22 protein-coding genes are annotated in these 23,033 nt (G+C 64.1%); 11 read left to right on the top strand and 11 right to left on the bottom strand.

The features are described from left to right. From AC3WK8_RS00750 to aspA, 9 genes are all read right to left on the bottom strand, one after another. Positions 1-834 (bottom strand): IclR family transcriptional regulator, encoded by an 834-nt coding sequence (locus AC3WK8_RS00750; RefSeq protein WP_085594127.1) that lies wholly within the window; start codon positions 832-834, stop codon positions 1-3. Then, positions 831-1,709, bottom strand: a complete 879-nt coding sequence (locus AC3WK8_RS00745; protein WP_085594130.1) for an alpha/beta fold hydrolase — start codon at positions 1,707-1,709, stop codon at positions 831-833. Before AC3WK8_RS00745 ends, AC3WK8_RS00750 begins: the two co-directional genes overlap by 4 nt. A 4-nt stretch (positions 1,710-1,713) precedes the next feature. Next, the gene (locus AC3WK8_RS00740) at positions 1,714-2,250 is read right to left on the bottom strand and encodes a cupin domain-containing protein (protein ID WP_085594132.1); all 537 of its coding nucleotides are present in this window, start codon (positions 2,248-2,250) and stop codon (positions 1,714-1,716) included. A gap of 12 nt (positions 2,251-2,262) precedes the next feature. Further along, positions 2,263-3,027 (bottom strand): SDR family oxidoreductase, encoded by a 765-nt coding sequence (locus AC3WK8_RS00735; RefSeq protein WP_103326219.1) that lies wholly within the window; start codon positions 3,025-3,027, stop codon positions 2,263-2,265. Continuing rightward, positions 3,027-3,806 (bottom strand): ABC transporter permease, encoded by a 780-nt coding sequence (locus AC3WK8_RS00730; protein WP_085594135.1) that lies wholly within the window; start codon positions 3,804-3,806, stop codon positions 3,027-3,029. Before AC3WK8_RS00730 ends, AC3WK8_RS00735 begins: the two co-directional genes overlap by 1 nt. Positions 3,807-3,835: 29 nt before the next feature. Next, a complete protein-coding gene (locus tag AC3WK8_RS00725) occupies positions 3,836-4,828 on the bottom strand; it encodes an ABC transporter substrate-binding protein (RefSeq protein ID WP_085594137.1) in 993 nt (330 codons plus the stop codon). 31 nt (positions 4,829-4,859) lie between these two features. Next, positions 4,860-5,696: an ABC transporter ATP-binding protein gene (locus AC3WK8_RS00720; protein ID WP_256592375.1), complete on the bottom strand. Its 837-nt coding sequence runs from the start codon at positions 5,694-5,696 to the stop codon at positions 4,860-4,862. Positions 5,697-6,131: 435 nt separating this feature from the next. Next, positions 6,132-6,857, bottom strand: coding sequence for a hypothetical protein (locus AC3WK8_RS00715; protein ID WP_103326192.1), 726 nt, complete (start codon positions 6,855-6,857; stop codon positions 6,132-6,134). A 336-nt stretch (positions 6,858-7,193) separates the two neighbouring features. Continuing rightward, positions 7,194-8,618, bottom strand: a complete 1,425-nt coding sequence (aspA, locus tag AC3WK8_RS00710) for an aspartate ammonia-lyase (RefSeq protein WP_068578453.1) — start codon at positions 8,616-8,618, stop codon at positions 7,194-7,196. Between the two features lie 181 nt (positions 8,619-8,799). On the opposite strand from aspA, the gene AC3WK8_RS00705 reads away from it, so the two are divergent. The 5 genes from AC3WK8_RS00705 (at position 8,800) to AC3WK8_RS00685 (ending at position 12,704) form a co-directional block, all read left to right on the top strand. Then, a complete protein-coding gene (locus AC3WK8_RS00705) occupies positions 8,800-9,717 on the top strand; it encodes a LysR substrate-binding domain-containing protein (RefSeq protein WP_022641920.1) in 918 nt (305 codons plus the stop codon). Positions 9,718-10,093: 376 nt separating this feature from the next. After that, positions 10,094-10,585, top strand: coding sequence for a 5-(carboxyamino)imidazole ribonucleotide mutase (gene purE, locus AC3WK8_RS00700; protein ID WP_022641919.1), 492 nt, complete (start codon positions 10,094-10,096; stop codon positions 10,583-10,585). Between the two features lie 11 nt (positions 10,586-10,596). Further along, positions 10,597-11,679, top strand: coding sequence for a 5-(carboxyamino)imidazole ribonucleotide synthase (locus AC3WK8_RS00695; RefSeq protein ID WP_103326193.1), 1,083 nt, complete (start codon positions 10,597-10,599; stop codon positions 11,677-11,679). A gap of 106 nt (positions 11,680-11,785) precedes the next feature. After that, entirely contained in the window at positions 11,786-12,031 is a 246-nt protein-coding gene (locus AC3WK8_RS00690) for a GlsB/YeaQ/YmgE family stress response membrane protein (protein ID WP_022641917.1), read from the top strand. 136 nt (positions 12,032-12,167) lie between these two features. Then, positions 12,168-12,704 (top strand): DUF3299 domain-containing protein, encoded by a 537-nt coding sequence (locus AC3WK8_RS00685; protein ID WP_103326194.1) that lies wholly within the window; start codon positions 12,168-12,170, stop codon positions 12,702-12,704. A gap of 54 nt (positions 12,705-12,758) precedes the next feature. Here AC3WK8_RS00685 and AC3WK8_RS00680 read toward each other — a convergent pair whose 3' ends face one another. After that, positions 12,759-13,658, bottom strand: a complete 900-nt coding sequence (locus AC3WK8_RS00680) for a D-hexose-6-phosphate mutarotase (protein WP_103326195.1) — start codon at positions 13,656-13,658, stop codon at positions 12,759-12,761. A 56-nt stretch (positions 13,659-13,714) separates the two neighbouring features. Next, complete coding sequence (locus AC3WK8_RS00675) at positions 13,715-14,119, bottom strand: acyl-CoA thioesterase (RefSeq protein WP_003229628.1); 405 nt, start codon at positions 14,117-14,119, stop codon at positions 13,715-13,717. 487 nt (positions 14,120-14,606) lie between these two features. On the opposite strand from AC3WK8_RS00675, the gene AC3WK8_RS00670 reads away from it, so the two are divergent. The 6 genes from AC3WK8_RS00670 (at position 14,607) to phoU (ending at position 23,016) form a co-directional block, all read left to right on the top strand. Beyond that, positions 14,607-15,896, top strand: a complete 1,290-nt coding sequence (locus AC3WK8_RS00670; protein WP_178088058.1) for an MFS transporter — start codon at positions 14,607-14,609, stop codon at positions 15,894-15,896. A 177-nt stretch (positions 15,897-16,073) separates the two neighbouring features. After that, positions 16,074-17,057 carry a phosphate ABC transporter substrate-binding protein PstS gene (locus tag AC3WK8_RS00665; protein WP_022641895.1) on the top strand — a complete coding sequence of 328 codons (984 nt, stop codon included), beginning with the start codon at positions 16,074-16,076 and terminating at the stop codon, positions 17,055-17,057. Between the two features lie 179 nt (positions 17,058-17,236). Further along, a complete protein-coding gene (locus AC3WK8_RS00660; RefSeq protein ID WP_085594147.1) occupies positions 17,237-19,522 on the top strand; it encodes an ABC transporter permease subunit in 2,286 nt (761 codons plus the stop codon). A 15-nt stretch (positions 19,523-19,537) separates the two neighbouring features. Further along, positions 19,538-21,208 (top strand): phosphate ABC transporter permease PstA, encoded by a 1,671-nt coding sequence (pstA, locus tag AC3WK8_RS00655; protein WP_103326197.1) that lies wholly within the window; start codon positions 19,538-19,540, stop codon positions 21,206-21,208. A gap of 94 nt (positions 21,209-21,302) precedes the next feature. Further along, positions 21,303-22,136, top strand: coding sequence for a phosphate ABC transporter ATP-binding protein PstB (gene pstB, locus AC3WK8_RS00650; RefSeq protein WP_016964959.1), 834 nt, complete (start codon positions 21,303-21,305; stop codon positions 22,134-22,136). A gap of 118 nt (positions 22,137-22,254) precedes the next feature. Further along, positions 22,255-23,016 (top strand): phosphate signaling complex protein PhoU, encoded by a 762-nt coding sequence (gene phoU / locus AC3WK8_RS00645; protein ID WP_022641892.1) that lies wholly within the window; start codon positions 22,255-22,257, stop codon positions 23,014-23,016. The last annotated feature ends 17 nt before the right edge of the window (positions 23,017-23,033 follow it).

Genomic DNA, 23,033 nt, shown 5'->3' with positions numbered 1-23,033 from the left:
TCAATCCCTCATCAAGGCGGTGACGCGCGGCTGCCCGTCGTGGGCGGCGCTGTTGTAGTTGAGCAGGCGCGACAGCTCATCGGCGCTGCGGCGTACCTGCAGCAGCAATTCGTTGTAGTTCAGATGGCCGACCTGGATGGTGGGAATGGTCACGCCCAGGGCGGCGGCCGTGCTGCCGCTCTGATCGCGAACCGGTGCCGCGACGGTGGAAATGGTCGTTTCGAAGAAACCTTCGCCGCTGACGAAACCGCGCTGGCGGTCGGCCTGGACCATGTCGAACAGTTCCAGCACGGTTTTCGGCGTGCTGGGGGAGTGCTGCTCCAGGTGCTCTTCCGGGTACAGCTCACGCAGCTCCGCCAGGGACAAGTCCCCCAGCAGCACGCGGCCAAGCACCGTGGCATGGGCCGGCAGGCGGGTGCCGACGCTGACCGCGCTGGAGAACACCGAGGGCGGCGAGACCTTGGCCACATAGACGATCGAGCGGCCGTCACGCACCACCAGGTTGCTCGGGTAGTTGAGGCGGTCGCACAGGCGCGCCAGCAACGGTTGCCCCAGTTCGGTGAGCTCCAGGGACGCCAGGTACTCGAAGCCCAGGCGCAACACCGACATGCCCAGGCGGTACTCGTTGCCGTTGCGGGTGACGAACCCCATGGCCTCCAGGGTGGCCAGCAGGCGGAAGATGGTCGAGCGCGGCAGCGCCAGGCGCCGCGCCAACTCAGGCGCGGTAAGGGTACGGTTGCGCCGGCTGAATTCGCATAGCAGCAACAGGCCTCGTTCCAGGCCCGGGACGATGTATTTGTCCTGCGGGTCCTTCAGCAGATCCGAGTCGCTCATGGACAGTCACCTTTCAAGCAGGGAGTAAGGAGGGCAGCCAGGCGCCCGGCGACCTCATGGGGTCGTTCGATGGGGCTGGCGTGACCGGCGTCGGCGATGACCTGGAAGCTGGCCCCCAGTGCCTGGGCAATGAGCCGGCAGCTGACGACGGGGGTGATCTGGTCGACATCGCCGCAATGCACGGTGCATGGCATGGCGGGGGCGCCGTGGCGCAGCAGTTCATCGCCACAGAGCAACTCGATGGCCTGGCGATAACCCTGGGGATTGAGCCGGGCCATGTTCCACTGGGCCCAGGCGCGGGCCTGGGCCGTCGCCCTGGGCGAAACCAGGTCGGGGCCGCGCTGCTGGGCAAGGGCGGCCAGGCCCAGGTACTGCAACTGGTCCAGGCGCTGCTGACGCACTTCCCGACCCACTTGCATGCGTTGCGCCTCGCCATACCCCCGGGCCGGGCTGATCAGTGCCAGGCGCTCGACCCGGCGCGCGCCTTCGGTGCAGGCGTAGGCCAGGGCGGGCAACGCACCCAGGGAGTGACCCACCAGCAAGCAACGCTCGACCTGCAGCGCGTCGAGCATCTGGCCCAGGCGTTCGGCATAGTCCTCGGCCTTCGGGGCCGGGCTGGCCAGTGGACTGGATTCGCCGTAGCCAGGAGCATCCCAGGCGATCACCCGGGCGTGGCTGGCCAACTGCAGGGCCACCTGGAGCCAGGAGGCCGCCGTGGAGCCGATGCCGTGCAGCAGCACCACGACCGGACCCTGGCCGCACTCGCGCAGGGCCTGCTGGCCGCCGGGCAAGGGCAGGCGGCGCAGGGCGAAGTCGGTCTCCAGCCGAGCCTCCAGCTCGGCGGTGAGCGATTGGGAGCGATTAGCGCTATCCATGACCCTATCCGCGCTTGATCGAGGCCAGGGGATGCTCTGGCGGATAGGTGGGAGTGATGGGTTTCTTCGCGCCGAGCATCACGCACATCAGCGCGTCCTCGTCGCCGATATTGATTTCCTCGCGGTAGACCCCTGGCGGTACCGAGACCAGATCGCGCTCGTTAAGGATGGTTTCATACCGCTCGCCGTCCTTTTCCAGCACCAGCTTGAGCTTGCCGCGCAGGACGAAGAACACTTCCTCCACATCGATATGCAGGTGCGGCGGACCTTCGTGGCCAGCGGGAATGACCATGGTGGAGAAGGTGAAGTGCTCGGCCGCCACGGTATTGGCGTCGTTGTTCACCCCGGTGCCACCGGTGCCGATGTAGCGCATTTGCGCGCGCCGGTACTTGGGGTCGTAGTCGGCCTGGAACTTCAGCGCGTTCCAGTCGTACTTGCGGGTCTGGTAGCGGGCGATGCGGGTGTTCATCCAGCTTTCCAGGCTGGCTCCCGCAGGGCGGTCCCAGCTCTTGGCTTGATGGTTCGCGGATAGATCGGTCATGGCGGTCTCCATTCAGGGCATGACGAACCCGCCGTTGACCGGCAGGGTTTGTCCAGTGATGAAGCGGGCAAGGTCGGACAGCGCGAACAGCACCGCGCCGCTGACGTCCTCGGGAAGCTGAGCGCGCTGCAGGGCACGCTGGTCGCGGTACAGGAGGTGGCGGGCGGCAGGCACGTAGGCGGTGGCTTCCACCTGTACCAGGCCCGGGGCGATGGCGTTGACGGTGATTGCGTCGGCGCCCAGCTCCCGGGCCAGGCTGCGGGTCATGGCGATGATCGCGCCCTTGCTGGCGACGTAGGCCAGCAGGTTCGGCGCACCCCACAGCGGGGTATCCGAGGCCAGGTTGACGATGGCCCCGCGTCCACTGGCGCGCAGGGCCGGCAGGCAGCCCCTGGTCATCAGCCAGGTGCCGCGCACGTTGACCTGCATGACCTGGTCCCAGGTCTCGAGGCTCAGTTGTTCACAGCTCTTGCCGCCGGAGTCGGTGATCGAGGCATTGTTCACCAGGCCATCCAGGCCACCGAGCAGATCGATGGTCCGCGCGATGCATGCCTCGACGGCGACCGGGTCGGCCAGGTCCAGCGCCAAGGCGTGGACGTGCAGTTCCTGGCGGCGCAACTCGGCGGCGGCTTGTTGCACCTGCTGTTCGCGGATGTCGGCGATGACCACCCGGGCCCCGGCGCGGCCGATGGCCTCGGCGAAGGCGTAGCCCAGGCCGCGGGCTCCGCCGGTAACCAGGACTCGGCGGCCCTGGAGCAGTCCGGTCGAGGTATTCATCATTGGCTACTCAGCATGGCTTTGGGCAGGTAGTGCAGGACGCGCTTCTCGGCCCAGACCACGGCGCCGTAGGCCACCACCCCGATCAGGGTCAGCATGGCGATGGCGACGAACACCCCGGCGGTATTGCCCTGGCCTTCGGCGTCCACCAGCAGGAAGCCCAGGCCCTGGTTGCCGCCTACCAGCTCGCCGACGGTGACGCCGATCACCGCCAGGGTCGAAGCGATGCGCAAGCCGGAGAACAGTGCGGCCATGGCGGAAGGAAACTCCACCAGGCGGAAGATCTGCCAGCGGCTGGCGCTCATGGTGCGTACCAGGTTGATCATGTCCGGGTCGACGGTACGGATCGCCGACAGCACGTTGATCATCACCGGGAAAAACACGATCAGGATGGCGATCAGGATCTTCGGGTAGACGGTGTAGCCCAGCCACATCACGAACAGCGGCGCGAAGGCCACCTTGGGGGCGATCTGCAGGGCCAGGATGTATGGCGAAAGCACGGCCTCGGCGGTGGGCGAAAGCCCCAGGGACACGCCGATGGCCAGGCCCAGCAGGGCTCCGAGACAGAAGCCGACGATGATTTCCAGGGCGGTGAGCAGCGTGTGCTGCCAGAGGTTGCCGGTTTGCCACATCACCAGGCTTTCCTGAAGCACGCGGCTGAGCCTGGGCATGACGAATTCGGGCATTCCCAGAAGCCCCGGGCCCCATTGCCAGAGCAACAGGAACACCAGGAGCAGGGCGACGCTGCCGAGCACTGAGTTATGGGCAAGGGTTTTCATCCTGGTCGCTACCTCGAAGGTTCCGGCCGTCATTGCGCGGCCATGGGGCTGTCGATGAACTGATTGGTGTAGAGGTCCTCCAGACGTGGTGCCTGGCTGACGATGCCTTCGCTGACGTAGAACTGGCGTATCTGCTCCATGCGCTGCGGGTCGATATGCCCCAGTACCTGCTGGCTGGCGTAGACGTGCTCGACGTAGAGCCGCAGGACCCGCTCCACGGCCTCTTCCTTGCCGGCGTAGGCGGGTACCGCCTTGACGAAGACCCGGGCGGCGTCCCGAGGGTCCTGGATGACGTCGCGCATGCCTTGCAGGGTGGCCTGGACCACTCCACGCACCAGTTCCGGCTGCTCGCGGATCGCCTTGTCGGAGGCGAGGATCGCCTGGGCCATGCTTTCGAAGAGGGGAATCAGTCGCACCTCGACCCCGGCGTTCTCGACATTGGTCACCCAGTCCGGCGACGCCGCCATGGCCTGGGCCTTGCCGGCGGCGAACAGCTGCCAGACCCCGGAGGGGCCGGCGGCCTGGATGTCCACGTCGTTCTTGCCCAGGCCGACTTTGCGCAGGGAGGCGAGCAGGGAGTAGTAGATGTTGTCCGAGTAGGACATCACGGTCATGGTCTTGCCCTTCAGGTCGGCGATGCCGGCGATCCCGGCACCTCGTCGCGTCGCGACCTGGGCCAGCCCGCCGTTGCCCAGCAGCGCCACGGCCCGGACCGGGATGTCGTTGGCCCGGACCACGATGGAGGTCTCGCCCATGGCGCCGCCTATCAGGGCGTTGCCGGCACCGAGTTGCTTGGCGACATCGACTCCGCCCTTGGCGGCGATGAAATTCAGTTCGAGGTCATGGGCGGCGTAGTAGCCTTTCTCCTTGGCGATGATCCAGGGGGCGAAGGCCGGCAGGTTGGGCGGCGCCGGCAGCAGGTAGGTGACCTTCACCGGTGCGGCCAGCACTCCCTGGGCCAGGCTCAGGCCGAGCGCGATGGCTGCGGCCTGGGCGAATCTTTGAAGCAGCGACTTGGGCATGGGGAACTCCTGAAAGCGTTGCTGGGGTGGATCAATGCAATTCGAGGTCTTGGCCGACTTGCAGCAACTCCATCAGGCGCCCCACCAGTGGCCCGATCTGCGGCAACTTGCGGCGTTCCAGCGGGTTGTCCCGCAAGGGCAGGTCGATGGGGATTTCCTCGACGATGGTTCCCGGACGGGCGCTCATGACCAGCAGCCGGTCGGACATGGCGATGGCTTCGATCAAGTCGTGGGTGATGAACAGGGCGGTCTTGTTGCTGTCGGCGAGCATGCGCGCCATGTCTTGCTGCAGGATCATCTTGGTCTGGGCATCGAGGGCCGAGAACGGCTCGTCGAGGAACAGCACCTGGGGATCGACCGCCAGGGTCCGGGCCAGGGCCGCGCGCTGGCGCATGCCCCCGGACAGCTGGAATGGATAGTGTTCGGCGAACCCCTTGAGGTGGCAGCGTTCCAGCAGGTCGTTGGCCACTGTCGCGCGGGTGGCGATGTCCACGCCCTGGATCTCCAGCCCCAGTTCGACGTTGCGGCGGATGCTGCGCCAGGGCATCAGCAGATCCTTCTGCAACATGAAGGCGACCTGGCGTACGGGGCCGGTGACCGCTTCGCCGCCGACCAGGACTTCGCCTTCGCTGGGCAGGTAAAGGCCTGAGCCCATGTTCAGGAGGGTGCTCTTGCCACATCCCGATGGGCCGATGATCGAGACCACTTCGCCCTTGCGGATCTTGAAACTCACATTGCGAATGGCGAAGGCGGAATTGGATTGGCCTTTGTTAGGAAAACTCTTACCAACGTTTCGGAATTCTATTTCCGTAAGTCCCGGTTCTTCTCTAGGAAGTTGCGGATTGCATTGTTGGGCGACGGCATACATCTCTTTCACAGCCATGGGAATTATTCTCTGGTCTGTTTTTTAGGTGATACGCCGTTTAGTGCATGAACAATGCCAGTGAAATACTCTTCGGCTTGATAGTCTGGTTTGGCCTTTTATATCAATTGGTTGTGAGTTTTTAGTTGTATTTTTAATGTTTTATATATGAAACGCTGTTTATTATCTGGCACGAAAATTCCCAGCGCCGCGAGAAACTCTATGAATGGAGGTTGTTCCAGGTAACGCGATTTTATTAATTAATGGGTTATTTGTTTTATATGTGAAACGGCGCAAGTAAGAGTTCTTGATGTTGCAAGCTCAAAGAGTTGTCGGAGGGTAGTTGCCCATTGATGCGCATGAGCTGAACAAGAGGCGCTGGCAGGTTTCCAGCAGGCACTGGTCCAGATTCTGCATTGGCGCCCGCGGCGTGGCGCAGCTTCAGGCCGGGAATTGTTCGAGGTGCTCTTGCACCCACTGCACCAGGCGTTCGTCCAGCTGGGGCAGGTGTTGGCGATAGGCGTCCTGGCAGGCGCAGAACCCTGGGTCCTGGTTGATCAGGTTCGTCAGTTCGATTGGTGCTGTTGCGGGCTTGTGGACAGCGCGTAGGTGGTCTTGGCGCCGGCTGGCCTGCTCCAGGCTATCGGCGAGGGCATGTTGTTGGAGCTGGCGAAATTGGGCGAGGGCTTCGGGCAGGTGGAAGTACAGGGCGCTATCGAAGCCTTCCCAGCTTTCGTAGGCCAGCCACTCGTGGAGCACCATGAAGCAGCGCAGTGCTGGAGGCAGTTGCGCCAGCTGGTCGAAGTCCAGCCAGTATTGGCGGGGCAACGCCTGGGCGGTTTCGATGGCCTGGGCGATCAGGTCCACGGCCTGGCCCGGGTCCCGATGATGCTTGCGCAGGATGCGCTGGGTCAGGGTGAAGCGCGCTTGTTCTATAGCGTGCAGGGCGCGGTTCAGGTCGTACTCGGCGCCATGCAGGTACTCCCGGGCTTGTTCGGCGGGCAGGCCGGACTTTTCCACCAGCACCTGCAGCAGCTCAGTTTTGTAGAGCTCGGCTGCTTGCTGCGGATCGCCTGCGCAGCGTTCCAGCAGGGCCTGGGCGTGGCGCAGGCCGATGGGGATCAGGGCGCGTAGCTGTTGCAGGGCATGGGTGTGCGTCGGGTCCATCGACAGGGTGCCTCGGGGGTGGAGCGGCGGATTATCCACCGTGTTGGCCGATTGTGCTTGGTCAAAACCTGGATCGGTGGCCGTCGTCGCATGCGAGCAGCGTTCTTGCCGAGGGAATCGCGGTACCTGGTTTGCGGCCACTGCGGTGCCGTTCGCAGACTCGCGCTTGGCAGCGGCTACAGGATCGAGGCGCGGTTGGGGCGGGCGAGTGCCGTGGCAGGGAAAATCCCAGGCAAAAAAAAGGGCCTGGAGACGAATCTCCAAGCCCTCAAAAGGTGAGAGGTGTCTAGTCCCTCAACCTGGTGAGCGGTGTTGCATGTTTCGGTGTCGCGGCGGTTACGCCTTCAGCGGAACCAGGCGCGGGGCAATCATGTTTTCCGGACGCAGGATGTCGTCGAGCATGGCGTCGTCCAGCAGGCCTTCTTCGCGAACCAGTTCCAGTACGCCGCGGCCGCTTTCCAGGGCGATGCGGGCGATACGGGTGGCGTTTTCGTAGCCGATGTACGGGTTCAGCGCGGTGACCAGGCCAATGGAGTGCTCAACCAGCTCGCGGCAACGGGTTTCGTTGGCGGTGATGCCGGTGATGCAGTGCTCGCGCAGCATGTCCATGGCGCGTTGCAGCAGGCGGATCGAGTCGAAGATCTTGAAGGCGATCAGCGGCTCCATCACGTTCAGTTGCAGCTGGCCGCCTTCGGCCGCGATGGTCAGGGCCAGGTCGTTGCCGATGATCTGGAACGCCACCTGGTTGACCGCTTCCGGGATAACCGGGTTGACCTTGCCGGGCATGATCGAGCTGCCGGGCTGGCGCGCTGGTAGGTTGATCTCGTTGATGCCGGTACGCGGGCCGCTGGACAGCAGGCGCAGGTCGTTGCAGATCTTCGACAGCTTGACCGCGGTGCGCTTGAGCATGCCGGAGAACAGCACGAAGGCGCCCATGTCGGAGGTGGCTTCGATCAGGTCGGCCGCCGGGACCAGCGGTTGACCGCTGATGGTGGCCAGGCGTTGCACGGCCAGGTTCTGGTAGCGCGGGTCGGCGTTGATGCCGGTGCCGATGGCGGTACCGCCCAGGTTGACTTCGGTCAGCACTTCCGGCGCCAGGGTCTTCAGGCGGGCCAGGTCTTCACCCAGGGTGGTGGCGAAGGCATGGAACTCCTGGCCGAGGGTCATCGGCACGGCGTCTTGCAGCTGGGTACGGCCCATCTTCAGGACGTGGCTGAACTCTTCACCCTTGGCGGCGAACGACTGGATCAGGCTGTCGAGGCTGGCCAGCAGTGCGTCGTGACCCAGCAGCAGACCCAGGCGGATCGCGGTCGGGTAGGCGTCGTTGGTCGACTGCGCCATGTTCACGTCGTTGTTCGGGTGCAGGTACTGGTATTCGCCCTTGCTGTGGCCCATGGCCTCCAGCGCGATGTTGGCGATGACTTCGTTGGCATTCATGTTGGTCGAAGTGCCAGCGCCGCCCTGGATCATGTCCACCACGAACTCTTCGTGGAAGTCGCCGCGGATCAGGCGGGCACAGGCCTCGCTGATGGCCGCGTGCTTGGCCTCGCTCAGGTGACCCAGTTCGCGGTTGGCGTCGGCAGCTGCCTGCTTGACCATCGCCAGGGCCACGACCAGTTTTGGGTAATGCGAAATCGGAACGCCCGAGAGGCGGAAGTTGTTTACCGCTCGCAGGGTCTGGATGCCGTAATACGCTTGAGCCGGTACTTCGAGTACGCCAAGCAGATCTTTTTCTGTGCGGAAAGATGCAGCGGAGGACATGACGGAAATCATCTCGGTAGGGACCCGGTCAGTGCCGGGAGCGCTGCGAATCCTAGGGCTAAGGGAAATTTTGGGCCAATGCTGTTAAACACTGGCCTATGCATATTCGGCATAATGCCCGTGTGACGCCGCGTTGCCGGCAAGCGTGTGACCTAAAATGGTGCGTGTCCGGGAGGACGTGATGAATCTGGAAAGCAAATGGCTCGAGGACTTCAGTGCCCTGGCCGCCACCCGTAGCTTCTCGCAGGCCGCCGAGCGCCGCTTCGTGACCCAGCCGGCGTTCAGCCGGCGCATCCGCAGCCTGGAGGCCGCCTTGGGCCTGACCCTGGTCAATCGCTCGCGCACGCCGGTGGAGCTGACGGCCGCCGGCCAACTGTTCCTGGTGACGGCGCGCACGGTGGTCGAGCAGCTCGGCGAGGTGGTGCGCCATTTGCACCACCTGGAAGGCGGGCAGGGCGAGGTGATGCAGGTGGCGGCGGCCCACTCCCTGGCCCTGGGCTTCTTCCCGCGCTGGATCGCGCAACTGCGCAACGAGGGCCTGAACATTGCCACTCGGCTGGTGGCGACCAACGTCGGTGATGCGGTACACGCCCTGCGTGAAGGCGGCTGCGACCTGATGCTGGCCTTCTATGACCCGGACGCAGCCTTGCAGATGGATTCGGAAATCTTCCCTTCGCTGCACCTGGGGCACACCGAGATGCTTCCGGTCTGCGCCGCCGATGCCCAGGGCAAGCCGCTGTTCGACCTGGAGGGCGAGTCCAGCGTGCCGCTGCTGGCCTACAGTGCCGGAGCCTTCCTCGGGCGCTCGGTCAATTTGCTGCTGCGCCAGCGCAACCTGCGATTCACCACCGTCTACGAGACCGCCATGGCCGATAGCCTCAAGAGCATGGCCCTGGAAGGCCTGGGCATCGCCTGGGTCCCCCAGTTGAGCGTGCGCGCCGAGCTGGCCCGGGGCGAACTGGTGGTGTGCGGTGGTGCGCAGTGGCACGTGCCGCTGGAGATTCGCCTGTACCGCTGCGCCCTGGTGCGCAAGGCCAACGTGCGCCTGCTGTGGCGCAAGCTGGAGAGCGCCGCGGGGCAGGGCACGAGCAACCCGTGACCTTGTAGCCGCTGCTGAGCCGGCGAGGCTGCGACAAGGCCTGCTGGGCCTCCGGGTAGATGGCCGGCTGGACCTTTCTGCGATCGCTGCGCGCCTTTGCGCAGCCTGCGGCAGCCGCTACGAGAAACCGCCAGGGTCGCAGGGATTTCCAATGCGGGGCGGCTGACTTCAAAGTCAATAAAACCGGGCCTTTGGGCAAAAAAGGCCGGGGTGTCGCAGGTGGTCGGTGAGCGTGCGTTGCGAACATTTTTTTGGGTATACTGCGCGGCCTCCAGCCGGTTCGCCTGGCTAGAATTCGTACAACAAGCCACGCCATTCGCGTGGCTTGTTGTTTTTTGACGCGCCTGCGGGCGCCCAGAGAGAAAGAGGCACGACGATGAGTGCACTGGTTGGCGTGATCATGGGCTCCAAGTCCGATTGGTCCACCCTTAGCCACACCGCGGATATGCTGGACAAGCTCGGCATTCCCTACGAGGTGAAGGTGGTTTCTGCACACCGCACCCCGGACCTGCTGTTCCAGTACGCCGAAGAAGCCGAGTCGCGCGGCATCGAGGTGATCATCGCCGGCGCCGGTGGCGCGGCCCACTTGCCGGGCATGTGCGCGGCCAAGACCCATCTGCCGGTGCTGGGCGTGCCGGTGCAGTCCTCGATGCTCTCGGGCGTGGATTCGCTGCTGTCGATCGTGCAGATGCCCGCTGGCATCCCGGTGGCGACCCTGGCCATCGGCAAGGCCGGTGCGATCAACGCCGCCCTGCTCTCGGCGAGCATCCTGGGCGCCAAGCACCCGCAGTTCCATGCGGTGCTGAAAAAATTCCGTGCTGAACAGACAGACAGCGTCCTGGACAATCCAGACCCGCGCGTCGCCTGAGGTCGTTGACGATGAAGATCGGTGTAATCGGTGGCGGCCAGCTGGGCCGCATGTTGGCCCTGGCGGGAACCCCGCTGGGAATGAACTTCGCTTTCCTCGACCCGGCCCCGGATGCCTGCGCAGCCGCCCTGGGCGAACACCTGCGGGCCGATTATGGCGACCAGGACCACCTGCGCCAGCTGGCCGACGAGGTGGACCTGGTGACCTTCGAATTCGAGAGCGTGCCGGCCGAGACCGTGGCCTTCCTGTCGCAATTCGTGCCGGTCTACCCGAGCGCCGAGGCGCTGCGCATCGCCCGTGACCGCTGGTTCGAGAAGAGCATGTTCAAGGACCTGGGGATTCCCACCCCCGAGTTCGCCGACATCCAGTCCCAGGCCGACCTGGACGCCGCAGTGGCGCACATCGGCCTGCCGGCGGTGCTCAAGACCCGGACCCTGGGCTACGACGGCAAGGGCCAGAAGGTCCTGCGCAGCGCTGCCGATGTCGAGGGCACCTTCGCCGAGCTGGGCAGCGTGCCGTGCCTGCTGGAAGGCTTCGTGCCGTTCACTGGCGAAGTCTCGCTGATCGCCGTGCGTGCCCGTGATGGCGAGACCCGTTTCTACCCGCTGGTGCACAACACCCACGACAGCGGCATCCTGCGCCTGTCGGTGGCCAGCAGCGATCACCCGTTGCAGGCGCTGGCCGAGGATTATTCCAGCCGCGTGCTCAAGCAACTGGACTACGTGGGTGTGATGGCGTTCGAGTTCTTCGAGGTGGACGGCGGCCTGAAGGCCAACGAAATCGCCCCGCGGGTGCACAACTCCGGGCACTGGACCACCGAAGGCAGCCAGTGCAGCCAGTTCGAGAACCACCTGCGGGCGGTTGCCGGCCTGCCGCTGGGCTCCACCGCCAAGGTGGGCGAAAGCGCGATGATCAACTTCATCGGCGAAGTACCGCCGGTGGACCAGGTGATCAGCATCGACGACTGCCATCTGCATCACTACGGCAAGGCCTTCAAGGCCGGGCGCAAGGTCGGCCATGCCAACCTGCGCTGCGCCGACCAGGCGACCCTGCAGGCGCAGATCCTCAAGGTCCAGGCGCTGGTCGCCAAGTAACAAATCCACCGGCTGGCGGGAACCTTCGTTTCCCGCCGTTCTCTGATAGCAGGATGCCAAGGCGCTGACTAGGCTTTGGTTTACCCACTCCTACAGAGGAACAGCCATGGGCATTATCGGAACCATTTTCATCGGCTTGATCGTTGGTCTGCTGGCGCGTTTCCTCAAGCCGGGAGACGACAGCATGGGCTGGATCATGACCATCCTGCTGGGTATCGGCGGTTCGCTGGCGGCCACCTACGGCGGCCAGGCGCTGGGTATCTACCAGGCTGGCCAAGGTGCCGGTTTCTTCGGGGCGCTGGTGGGCGCGATCGTGCTCCTGGTGATCTACGGCTTCATCAAGAAGAACTGAGCCGGTGCGTCGGTCCCCCTTCGCCGCTCGCGCGGAGGGGGCGATTTTCTTCATCTGAAACTTCAACGCAGCCCATGGTTTGGGTACTAGAATGCCCGCCTTCTTCCGTCCTTTCCCTTGACCGAGCCCCACCCTCATGCGTCGTCTCTTGTTGACCCTCGTTCTGCTGGGCTGCGGCCTGGTCCAGGCTGCCGAACTGCCGGAAACCGACTGGCTGGAACTGATGCCCAAATCGGACCAGAAAGCCCTGGAACAGATGCCGGAAATCGATCACAACTCGCCTGAAGCCAACGGCACCTTCACCCAGAAAGGTGGCTTGAAGCAGAGCAAGGGCCTACCAGCGGTGATGTATTCGACCAAGACCGTGGCGGCCATGAACGGCAAGCAGATCCGCATCGGTGGCTACCCGGTGCCATTGGAGGCCGATGCCAAGGGTCACAGCACGCTGTTCTTCCTGGTGCCATACCCGGGGGCCTGCATCCACGTGCCGCCACCTCCGCCCAACCAGCTGGTGCTGGTGCGTTTTCCCAAGGGCGTGAAGCTCGATGATATCTACACCCCCCTGTGGGTGACCGGCACCCTGAAGGTCGAGAAGGTCAGCAACGATCTGGCGGACGCCGCCTACGCCCTGGACGCGGCGAAGGTGCGGGTAGTGCAGGATTCGGATCTGTAGCCGATAGGAGGGTTGGCTGCGGGGAAGGAGCGACTCCTTCCCCATGGCCTGCAGTCAGAGCGCGAGGCTGTCGATGCTCACGCTCAAGGTGTGGCTGGCGCCGGGAGCCAGGGTCACGATGTCGTCCATGACGTTGGCGGTCTCGATGCACAGCATGCGCTGCCAGCCATCGTCGGCCATGTCGCTGAACTGCGCGGCGCGAGCGATCCATGGGTTCCAGATCACCGCAGTGCGCGAGCCCTGGCTGGCCAGGCGGATGCGCCGCTGCCACTGCGGGTCGACGATCGCCAGCTGCGCCGGCGCATCCAGGTAGATGCGGTCGGTCTCCCCGGCAAAATGCAGGTCGCCGTCCTGGCGCTTGGTCGTCCAGTCTTCCAGGGTCTCGATGTAGTCCAGCCCGTCCACGCCCTCGACATGCACCTGGCGCACGTCGCTGACCGCGAAGTAGCTGTGCAGCGCCTGGCTGATGCTGACGCTTTGATTGCCCAGGTTGTGGCTGCTCAGGCTGATGTGCAGTTGCTGGTCGAGGCGGATGAGCAAGCTGGGCTCCACCTGGTGCGGCCAGCCGGGAAAACCTCCGGCGGGGCAGGGCAGGTGCAAGCGCACCAGCAGGCTGTCGCCTTCGCTCTCGATGCCTTGCAGTTCCCAGTCGGTGGCGCGTACCAGGCCGTGGGCCGGTGCCGCGTCGTCGCCCTGGCGCATGGCCTGCACGCTTTGCGGATTGCGCGCGAAGTTGCCGAACCACGGCCAGCACACCGGGACGCCGGCGCGGATGCTCTTGCCGGTCTTGAACTGCGCTTCTTCGTTCAGCCAGATCAGCGGCGGTTGCCCGGCCACCTGGTAGCTGAGGATGTGCGCGCCCTGCTGGGCCACCAGCAGTTCGGCATCGCCGTGGCGGATGCGCCAGCAGTTCAGTTGGTCCAGTTGTACTGTTTCAACGTGGGGCGTAGGCATGGCGGTTCTCGTTCAGAAGGCTTGGGCTGCCATGGACTTCCAGGCAGCCTGCGGGTTCAACGTGCCCTGGGCGGGACCGAGCGGGTACGACCGCTGCCGTCGATGGCGACGAACACGAATACCGCCTCGGTGACCTTGCGCCACTCGCTGGACAGCGGATCGTCACTCCACACTTCCACCATCATCTGGATCGAGCTGCGGCCGATCTCCAGGGTCTGGGTGTAGAAGGACAATTGCGCGCCGACGGCCACCGGTACCAGGAACGCCATGCGATCAATGGCCACGGTGGCTACCCGGCCACCGGCGACGCGACTGGCCATGGCGGTGCCCGCCAGGTCCATCTGGGCCACCAGCCAGCCGCCGAAAATATCGCCGAAACCGTTGGTTTCACGTGGCAGGGCGGTGATTTGCAGGGCCAGGTCGCCTTGCGGGATTGGATCTTCTTGTTCGAGCTCTATCATGCCGAGGGGCCTCTGACCCGTGACGCTTCATGGGTACTTCAGGTGAATAGCCGTCTTCAGGAAAAACGATTCAGCCCGAACATACTACGTTCGTCACGTTCTTTCGAAGGCGTGCTAGCGGGAAACTCTGCGAAACCGGCTGCTCATGCACAGGAAGAAGCATTGCGCGCCGGGCACCTGGAGTGGGGCATGCACTGGTATTCCTGTCTGGTCTTGCTGGCGCCGGGCGGTTGCCGGCGGTCATGAGTACAACGACGTTTTCGCACAACAACCCTTGCCGGGAGCGGCTTTGCGCGCCGGGCCCTGCGAGTATATCGGTCGATAGACTCCGCGACGACCCGTCTGGTTCGCAATTTTGTGCGTCATTTGTGCGTCGCTGTGTAGGTATTCGAACAATTTGCTATCGTGCCGAACCTGCCAGGCCCCAACCAGAGCTGTTGCGGCTTCCAGAACCAACTAATAAGAGAAGCCCCTTGCCATGACCACTGTGCCCTCCAGCGCCGCGCAAGCAGCGCCTCCCGCTCGTCCCTTGACTCGTAGTGACTACAAGACTCTTTCGCTGTCCGCCCTGGGCGGCGCGCTGGAGTTCTATGACTTCATCATCTTCGTGTTCTTCGCCACCGTGGTGGGCAAGCTGTTCTTCCCGGCGGACATGCCCGAATGGCTGCGCCTTATGCAGACCTTCGGCATCTTCGCCGCGGGCTACCTGGCCCGGCCCCTGGGCGGGATCGTCATGGCCCACTTCGGCGACCTGCTGGGGCGCAAGAAGATGTTCACCCTGAGCATCTTCATGATGGCGGTGCCGACCCTGATCATGGGCCTGCTGCCCACCTACGAGCAGATCGGCCTGTGGGCACCGGTGCTGCTGTTGCTGATGCGGGTGATCCAGGGTGCGGCCATCGGTGGCGAAGTGCCCGGGGCCTGGGTGTTCGTTTCCGAGCACGTACCGGCGCGGCACATCGGCTATGCCTGCGGCACCCTGACCTCGGGGCTGACTGCCGGCATCCTCCTGGGCTCGCTGGTGGCCACGGCCATCAACAGCATCTATACCCCGGAAGAAGTGACGGCCTATGCCTGGCGCGTGCCGTTCCTGCTGGGCGGGGTGTTCGGCCTGTTCTCGGTGTACCTGCGTCGCCTGCTCCACGAGACCCCGGTATTCGCCGAGCTGCAACTGCGCAAGGCCCTGGCCGAGGAGCTGCCGCTGCGGGCGGTGCTGCGTGACCACCGCGGCGCGATCCTGATCTCCATGCTGCTGACCTGGCTGCTGTCGGCCGGGATCATCGTGGTGATCCTGATGACCCCCACCGTGCTGCAGACGGTCTACAAGTTCTCGGCGATCACCGCCCTCGAGGCCAACAGCCTGGCCATCGTGTTCCTGAGCCTGGGCTGCGTGCTGTTCGGCAGCCTGGCCGACCGTTTCGGCGCCGGGCGGGTATTCGTCTTCGGCAGCCTGCTGTTGCTGGCCTCGTCCTGGGTCTTCTACCACGTGCTGCAGGACAACCCGCACCTGCTGTTCCCGCTCTACGCCCTGACCGGCCTGTGCGTCGGCCTCGTCGGCGCGGTGCCCTACGTGATGGTGCGGGCCTTCCCGGCGGCGGTGCGCTTCAGCGGTCTGTCGTTCTCCTACAACCTGGCCTACGCGATCTTCGGCGGGCTGACGCCGATGGTGGTGACCTGGATGCTCAAGAGCAGCCCCATGGCCCCGGCCTACTACGTGGCGATCATCTGCGGCATCGGCCTGCTCTCGGGGCTGTACCTGTGGAAGAAGGGGCGCTGAAACCTGCTGCGACACCTGCATGAACGGCGCATGGCGGCGCTTGTGAAAAAAAGGCCAGCTCGCGAGTCTCGTGATGCTGGCCTTTCATCTAATTGTCATATTCCGGACATAGAGTGTTCACACGGCCTACAGATACTTGGCCCCGACTTAACACACCCTATCTGCTAGGAGTAAGGCATGAAACTGAAGCGTTTGATGGCGGCAATGACCTTCGTCGCCGCTGGCGTTGCGACTGCCCACGCGGTTGCCGCTGTCGACCCTGCTATCCCGAGCTACACCAAGACCACTGGTGTGTCGGGCAACCTGTCCAGCGTCGGTTCCGATACCCTGGCCAACCTGATGACCCTGTGGGCCGAGCACTACAAGAAAGAATATCCGAACGTAAACATCCAGATTCAGGCCGCTGGCTCCGCCACCGCGCCACCCGCGCTGACCGAGGGCACCTCCAACCTGGGCCCCATGAGCCGCAAGATGAAGGACACCGAGCTGGCCGCCTTCGAACAGAAGTACGGCTACAAGCCAACCGCCATCCCGGTTGCCGTGGACGCCCTGGCCGTCTTCGTGCACAAGGACAACCCGATCCAGCACCTGACCATGGAACAGGTCGACGCGATCTTCTCCTCGACCCGCCTGTGCGGTGCCAAGGAAGAAGTGAAGACCTGGGGCGACCTGGGCGTGAAGGGCGACCTGGCCAACAAGCCAGTGCAGCTGTTCGGTCGCAACTCGGTATCCGGCACCTACGGCTACTTCAAGGAAGAAGCCCTGTGCAAAGGCGACTACAAGCCTAACGTCAACGAGCAGCCAGGTTCGGCTTCGGTCGTGCAGTCCATCAGCTCCTCGCTGAACGGCATCGGCTACTCGGGCATCGGCTACAAGACCGCCAGCGTGAAGACCGTGGCCCTGGCCAAGAAAGGCAGCAGCGACTTCATCGAAGACACCGAAGAAAACGCCCTGAACGGCAAGTACCCGCTGTCGCGCTTCCTGTACGTCTACGTCAACAAGGCCCCGAACAAGCCTCTGGCCCCGCTGGAAGCCGAGTTCGTGAAGCTGGTCCTGTCCAAGCAGGGTCAGGAAGTGGTCGTGAAGGACGGTTACATCCCACTGCCAGCCAAAGTCGCCGCCAAGGCCCTGGCTGACCTGGGTCTGAAAGAGGGCGCATAAGCCGCCGCCGAAGGTCCGGCCTGGCCGGACCTTCTTGCAGCAGCCGGCCACTGGGTCAACTGCCCCGGCCGGCTCCTGTCACCTCCATTTTCTGTCCGCTGCCGGCCCAGCCATGCGGCGGATTTGTTGCGTCACTGCATTGTCATCTTTCTGTCATACAGGATCGCTAGGGTGTGCGCATGAATGATCTGGCCAATTCCACCATGACTACGACTTCTCCCCCCAAGCGCATTGACTTCAATACGCCTGAACTGCAACGCAAGCGCCGCATCCGTGCGCTCAAGGACCGCCTGACCCGTTGGTACGTCCTCGTCGGCGGCCTGGCCGTCCTGGCGGCGATCACCCTGATCTTCTTCTTCCTGGCCTACGTCGTCGCCCCGCTGTTCCAGGGCGCCGAGCTGACCTCCAAGGACCCCCTGACGCCCGCCTGGATGCAAGACGCCGGCAAGCCCCTGATGTTCTCCCTGGAAGAGCAGAACCAGGTCGGCATGCGCGTTTCCGACAAGGGCCAGGCGCTGTTCTTCGATATCGATAACGGCGCCGAGCTGCGCAAGGTCGACCTGCCGATCCCTGCGGGCACCCGCGTCACCTCCATCGGCAAGGACCAGCCCGGTATCCCCATGGTGGTGGTCGGCTTGTCCAACGGCCAGGCCCTGGTGTTGCGCCACACCTACAAAGTCAGCTACCCGGATGGCAAGAAGACCATCTCCCCGGCGATCGAATACCCCTACGGCGAAGCCCCGATCACCCTCAATGCAGAAGGCGGCGCGCTGGAGCACGTCAACCTCAACGCCAGCGATACCACGCTGGTGCTGGCCGGCTCCACCGGCTCGCAGCTGCATGTGCTGAAGCTCTCGCGCGAAGAAAACATGATGACCGGCGAGGTCACCAGCGAGCAGAGCGCCATCGACCTGCCGCAGATGACCGAACCGGTCAAGGCCATGTACATCGACCCACGCCAGCAGTGGCTGTACGTGATCAACGGTCGCGCCCAGGCCGACGTCTTCAGCCTGCGGGACAAGAGCCTCAACGGTCGCTACAAGCTGCTGGAAGACGCCAACACCGAAGTCACCGCCAGTGCCCAATTGGTGGGCGGTATCTCGCTGATCATCGGTACTTCCAAAGGTGGCCTGGCCCAGTGGTTCATGGCCCGCGACCCGGACGGCGAGCTGCGCCTGAAGCAGATCCGCACCTTCCAGATGGGCACCGCGCCCATCGTCGAAATCACCGCCGAAGAGCGCCGCAAGGGTTTCGTCGCCCTGGACGCCGCCGGCAAGCTCGGGGTCTTCCACAGCACCGCCCACCGCACCCTGCTGGTGGACCAGGTGGTGGATGGCCAGGGCCTGTTCGGCCTGTCGCCTCGCGCCAACCGGGTGATCGTCGAGGCCGGTGGCAAGCTGCAACCCCTGGTGCTGGACAACCCGCACCCGGAAGTGTCCTGGAGCGCGCTGTGGAGCAAGGTCTGGTACGAGAACTACGACGAGCCCAAGTACGTCTGGCAGTCCACGGCGGCCAACACTGACTTCGAGCCCAAGCTGAGCCTGTCGCCGCTGACCTTCGGCACCTTGAAGGCCGCCTTCTACGCCATGCTGCTGGCGGCCCCGCTGGCCGTGGCCGCGGCGATCTACACCGCCTACTTCATGGCCCCCGGCATGCGCCGCAAGGTCAAGCCGGTGATCGAGCTGATGGAGGCGATGCCGACGGTGATCCTCGGCTTCTTCGCCGGCCTGTTCCTGGCGCCCTATGTCGAAGGCCACCTGCCGGGCATCTTCAGCCTGCTGGTGCTGCTGCCGATCGGCATCCTGGTGGCCGGCTTCACCTGGAGCCGGCTGCCCGAGTCTCTGCGCCTGAAGGTGCCGGACGGCTGGGAGAGCGCGATCCTGATCCCGGTGATCATCCTGGTCGGTTTCCTCTCGCTGTACCTGAGCCCGTTCATGGAGAACTGGTTCTTCGGCGGCGACATGCGCATGTGGATCTCCCACGACTTAGGCATCACCTACGACCAGCGCAACGCCCTGGTGGTGGGCCTGGCCATGGGCTTCGCGGTTATCCCGAACATCTACTCCATCGCCGAAGACGCCGTGTTCAGCGTGCCCCGTGGCCTGACCCTGGGCTCCCTGGCCCTGGGCGCCACCCCATGGCAGACCATGACCCGCGTGGTGATCCTCACCGCCAGCCCGGGCATCTTCTCGGCCCTGATGATCGGCATGGGCCGCGCCGTGGGCGAGACCATGATCGTGCTGATGGCCACCGGCAACACCCCGGTCATGGAAATGAACCTGTTCGAAGGCCTGCGCACCCTGGCGGCCAACGTCGCGGTGGAAATGCCGGAATCGGAAGTCGGCGGCAGCCACTACCGCGTGCTGTTCCTCTCGGCGCTGGTGCTGCTGTTGTTCACCTTCATCATGAACACCCTCGCCGAGCTGATCCGTCAGCGTCTGCGCAAGAAATACTCGTCGCTTTAAGAAAGGTAGAAGTCTGTGAAACAGAACTCCCTCAAAGACTGGTTCAAGAGCGGCGCCCCCGGCGTCTGGATCAGCGGTGGCGCAGTGTCCATCGCGGTCATCATGACCATCGGCCTGCTGGCGGTGATCGCCGTGCGCGGCCTGGGCCACTTCTGGCCGGCGGACCTGGTGCATGCCAGCTACGACGTGCCTGGCCAGGCCAATTACCTGGTCGTCGGTGAAGTGGTGCAGAAGGAAGAAGTGCCTCGGGCCCGCCTGAAGAGTGCCGGCTTGCCGGTGCCCGACCAGGGCCCCGAGTTCATGACCCGCGAGTTGCTCAAGGTGGGCAACCGCGACCTGAACGGCAGCGATTTCACGTGGATCGTCGGCGAATGGCTGACCAACCAGAGCTACCCCAAGGAACTGATGGCCATCGAGCGCCGTGAGTGGGGCAACTTCTACGGCTACCTGGTCAACGTCAAGGAAAACGGCAAGGTGGTCGCCGAGGGCGAAGCCGCCTGGCCCGAGCTGCAGGCGCGGATCGACCGGGTGAACAAGCTGGCGACCCAGCTCAAGAGTCTGGAGAAGTCCGACATCGGCGCGATCAACGCCGGCCTGGAGCGCATCCGCCTGCACGGTCGCAAGCTGGAACTGGCTGGCAAGCTGGACGCCGCCGCCCAGGCCGACATGGATGCCGAGCGCGCCGAACTCAACGCCCGCTACCAGGACATCGAGGCCCGCTTGAGCGAGCTGCATACCCAGTTCAACCGCGACAGCCTGACCGCCCGCGATGCCAACGGCAAGGAAGTGGAGATCGGCCTGGGCAAGGTGGTGCATGCCTACCAGCCGAACGCCATGGGCACCTTCACCAAGGTTGGCTTCTACTTCAGCAAGGTCTGGGAGTTCCTCAGCGACGACCCACGGGAAGCCAACACCGAGGGCGGGATCTTCCCGGCCATCTTCGGCACCGTGATGATGACCCTGATCATGGCCATGATCGTCACGCCGTTCGGCGTGCTGGCGGCGGTCTACCTACGTGAATACGCCAAGCAGAACGCCCTGACCCGGGTGATCCGCATCGCGGTGAACAACCTGGCGGGCGTACCGGCTATCGTCTACGGCGTGTTCGGCCTGGGCTTCTTCGTCTACGTGCTGGGCGGGTCCCTGGACCGCCTGTTCTTCCCTGAGGCACTGCCGGCGCCGACCTTCGGTACCCCGGGCCTGCTCTGGGCATCCCTGACCCTGGCGCTGCTGGCGGTGCCGGTGGTGATCGTGGCCACCGAGGAAGGCCTGGCGCGGATCCCGCGGACCGTGCGCGAAGGCTCCCTGGCCCTGGGCGCGACCAAGGCCGAGACCTTGTGGAAGATCGTCCTGCCCATGGCCAGCCCGGCGATGATGACCGGCATGATCCTCGCCGTGGCCCGTGCCGCCGGCGAAGTGGCGCCGCTGATGCTGGTGGGTGTGGTGAAGCTGGCGCCGTCGCTGCCGGTGGATGGCAACTACCCGTACCTGCACCTGGACCAGAAGATCATGCACCTGGGCTTCCATATCTACGACGTCGGCTTCCAGAGCCCCAACGTCGAGGCCGCGCGGCCGCTGGTGTACGCCACCGCGTTGCTGCTGGTGCTGGTGATCGCCGTGCTCAACCTGTCGGCGGTATGGATCCGTAACCACCTGCGCGAGAAGTACAAGGCGCTGGATAGCTAAAGCCATTAGCCACAAGCGGCAAGCTACAAGCCGCTTTTGCTCAAAACTTGCGGCTTGCAGCTAGAAGCTTGCAGCTACGAACGGAGTGAGACCCATGCAACACGAAACCCATACCCACGGCATCAACATGTCCGCCCTGGGTCGCGACAAGCAGAGCTTGAGCCTGGAGCAGGAAACCGTGGCGATCGAAGTGCCCGGCCTGAGCCTGTTCTACGGCGAGAAGCAAGCGCTGTTCGACGTCAGCATGAACATTCCCAAGCAGCGCGTAACCGCCTTCATCGGCCCGTCCGGCTGCGGCAAGTCGACCCTGCTGCGCACCTTCAACCGCATGAACGACCTGGTGGACGGTTGCCGCGTGGAAGGCGCCATCAACCTGTACGGCAACAACATCTACCGCAAGGGCGAGGACGTGGCCGAGTTGCGCCGCCGGGTGGGCATGGTGTTCCAGAAGCCCAACCCGTTCCCCAAGACCATCTACGAGAACGTGGTCTATGGCCTGCGCATCCAGGGCATCAACAAGAAGCGCGTGCTCGACGAAGCCGTGGAGTGGGCACTCAAGGGCGCGGCCCTGTGGGATGAGGTCAAGGATCGCCTGCACGACTCGGCCCTGGGCCTGTCCGGTGGTCAGCAGCAGCGCCTGGTGATCGCCCGCACCATCGCCGTGGAACCGGAAGTGCTGCTGCTGGACGAACCCTGCTCGGCCCTGGACCCGATCTCGACCCTGAAGGTCGAGGAACTGATCTACGAGCTCAAGTCCAAGTTCACCATCGTCATCGTGACCCACAACATGCAGCAGGCGGCGCGGGTCTCGGACTACACCGCGTTCATGTACATGGGCAAACTGGTGGAATTCGGCGACACCGACACCCTGTTCACCAACCCGGCCAAGAAACAGACCGAAGACTACATCACCGGACGCTATGGCTAGGAGCAGCTACAAGCCGCAAGCTTCAAGCGGCAAGACAGAAGCGGTAGGCGATATCCGGATCAATATTTAACTGCTTGAAGCTTGCGGCTTGAAGCTTGCAACTTTCGCGGAGCGAACCATGATTTCGAAGGAAGGCTTAACCCATCACATCTCTCAGCAGTTCAATGCCGAGCTGGAAGAGGTGCGCAGCCACCTGCTGGCCATGGGCGGGCTGGTGGAGAAACAAGTCAATGACGCCGTCACCGCGCTGATCGAGGCCGACTCCGGGCTGGCCCAGCAAGTGCGCGAGATCGACGAGCAGATCAACCAGATGGAGCGCAACATCGACGAGGAGTGCCTGCGCATCCTCGCCCGGCGCCAGCCTGCGGCTTCCGACCTGCGCCTGATCATCAGCATCTCCAAGTCGGTGATCGACCTGGAGCGCATCGGCGACGAAGCCACCAAGATCGCCCGTCGGGCCATCCAGCTGTGCGAGGAGGGCGAGGCCCCGCGTGGCTACGTCGAAGTGCGGCATATCGGCGACCAGGTGCGCAACATGGTGCGTGACGCGCTGGACGCCTTCGCCCGGTTCGACGCCGAACTGGCCCTGTCGGTAGCCCAGTACGACAAGATCATCGACCGCGAGTACAAGACCGCGCTGCGCGAGCTGGCCACCTACATGATGGAAGACCCGCGCTCTATCTCGCGGGTTTTGAGCATCATCTGGGTATTGCGCTCGCTGGAGCGGATCGGCGACCACGCGCGCAACATCTCCGCGCTGGTGATCTACCTGGTGCGTGGCACCGATGTGCGCCACCTGGGCCTCAAGCGCATGAAGGAAGAAGTTGAAGGACCGGCTGGCGATTCGGCTAATGTTCCGGGTGAAGCTGACGATAATTAAGATTGCCCGAGAAGAGC

This window comes from Pseudomonas sp. FW507-12TSA (assembly GCF_058781435.1).
The sequence above is the reverse complement of the archived record's forward strand: the minus strand, read 5'-3'. Positions and strand labels throughout refer to the sequence as shown.

Bases quoted from the DNA above. Each gene is read 5' to 3' on its own strand.
- AC3WK8_RS00705 (WP_022641920.1), top strand. From the start codon at position 8,800: ATGAATCTGGAAAGCAAATGGCTCGAGGACTTCAGTGCCCTGGCCGCC.
- pstB (WP_016964959.1), top strand. From the start codon at position 21,303: ATGCAACACGAAACCCATACCCACGGCATCAACATGTCCGCCCTGGGT.
- purE (WP_022641919.1), top strand. From the start codon at position 10,094: ATGAGTGCACTGGTTGGCGTGATCATGGGCTCCAAGTCCGATTGGTCC.
- AC3WK8_RS00695 (WP_103326193.1), top strand. From the start codon at position 10,597: ATGAAGATCGGTGTAATCGGTGGCGGCCAGCTGGGCCGCATGTTGGCC.
- AC3WK8_RS00665 (WP_022641895.1), top strand. From the start codon at position 16,074: ATGAAACTGAAGCGTTTGATGGCGGCAATGACCTTCGTCGCCGCTGGC.
- AC3WK8_RS00715 (WP_103326192.1), bottom strand. From the start codon at position 6,857: ATGGACCCGACGCACACCCATGCCCTGCAACAGCTACGCGCCCTGATC.
- phoU (WP_022641892.1), top strand. From the start codon at position 22,255: ATGATTTCGAAGGAAGGCTTAACCCATCACATCTCTCAGCAGTTCAAT.
- AC3WK8_RS00675 (WP_003229628.1), bottom strand. From the start codon at position 14,119: ATGATAGAGCTCGAACAAGAAGATCCAATCCCGCAAGGCGACCTGGCC.
- AC3WK8_RS00720 (WP_256592375.1), bottom strand. From the start codon at position 5,696: ATGTATGCCGTCGCCCAACAATGCAATCCGCAACTTCCTAGAGAAGAA.
- AC3WK8_RS00685 (WP_103326194.1), top strand. From the start codon at position 12,168: ATGCGTCGTCTCTTGTTGACCCTCGTTCTGCTGGGCTGCGGCCTGGTC.
- AC3WK8_RS00680 (WP_103326195.1), bottom strand. From the start codon at position 13,658: ATGCCTACGCCCCACGTTGAAACAGTACAACTGGACCAACTGAACTGC.
- AC3WK8_RS00690 (WP_022641917.1), top strand. From the start codon at position 11,786: ATGGGCATTATCGGAACCATTTTCATCGGCTTGATCGTTGGTCTGCTG.
- aspA (WP_068578453.1), bottom strand. From the start codon at position 8,618: ATGTCCTCCGCTGCATCTTTCCGCACAGAAAAAGATCTGCTTGGCGTA.
- AC3WK8_RS00750 (WP_085594127.1), bottom strand. From the start codon at position 834: ATGAGCGACTCGGATCTGCTGAAGGACCCGCAGGACAAATACATCGTC.
- AC3WK8_RS00735 (WP_103326219.1), bottom strand. From the start codon at position 3,027: ATGAATACCTCGACCGGACTGCTCCAGGGCCGCCGAGTCCTGGTTACC.
- AC3WK8_RS00725 (WP_085594137.1), bottom strand. From the start codon at position 4,828: ATGCCCAAGTCGCTGCTTCAAAGATTCGCCCAGGCCGCAGCCATCGCG.
- AC3WK8_RS00740 (WP_085594132.1), bottom strand. From the start codon at position 2,250: ATGACCGATCTATCCGCGAACCATCAAGCCAAGAGCTGGGACCGCCCT.
- AC3WK8_RS00730 (WP_085594135.1), bottom strand. From the start codon at position 3,806: ATGAAAACCCTTGCCCATAACTCAGTGCTCGGCAGCGTCGCCCTGCTC.
- AC3WK8_RS00660 (WP_085594147.1), top strand. From the start codon at position 17,237: ATGAATGATCTGGCCAATTCCACCATGACTACGACTTCTCCCCCCAAG.
- AC3WK8_RS00745 (WP_085594130.1), bottom strand. From the start codon at position 1,709: ATGGATAGCGCTAATCGCTCCCAATCGCTCACCGCCGAGCTGGAGGCT.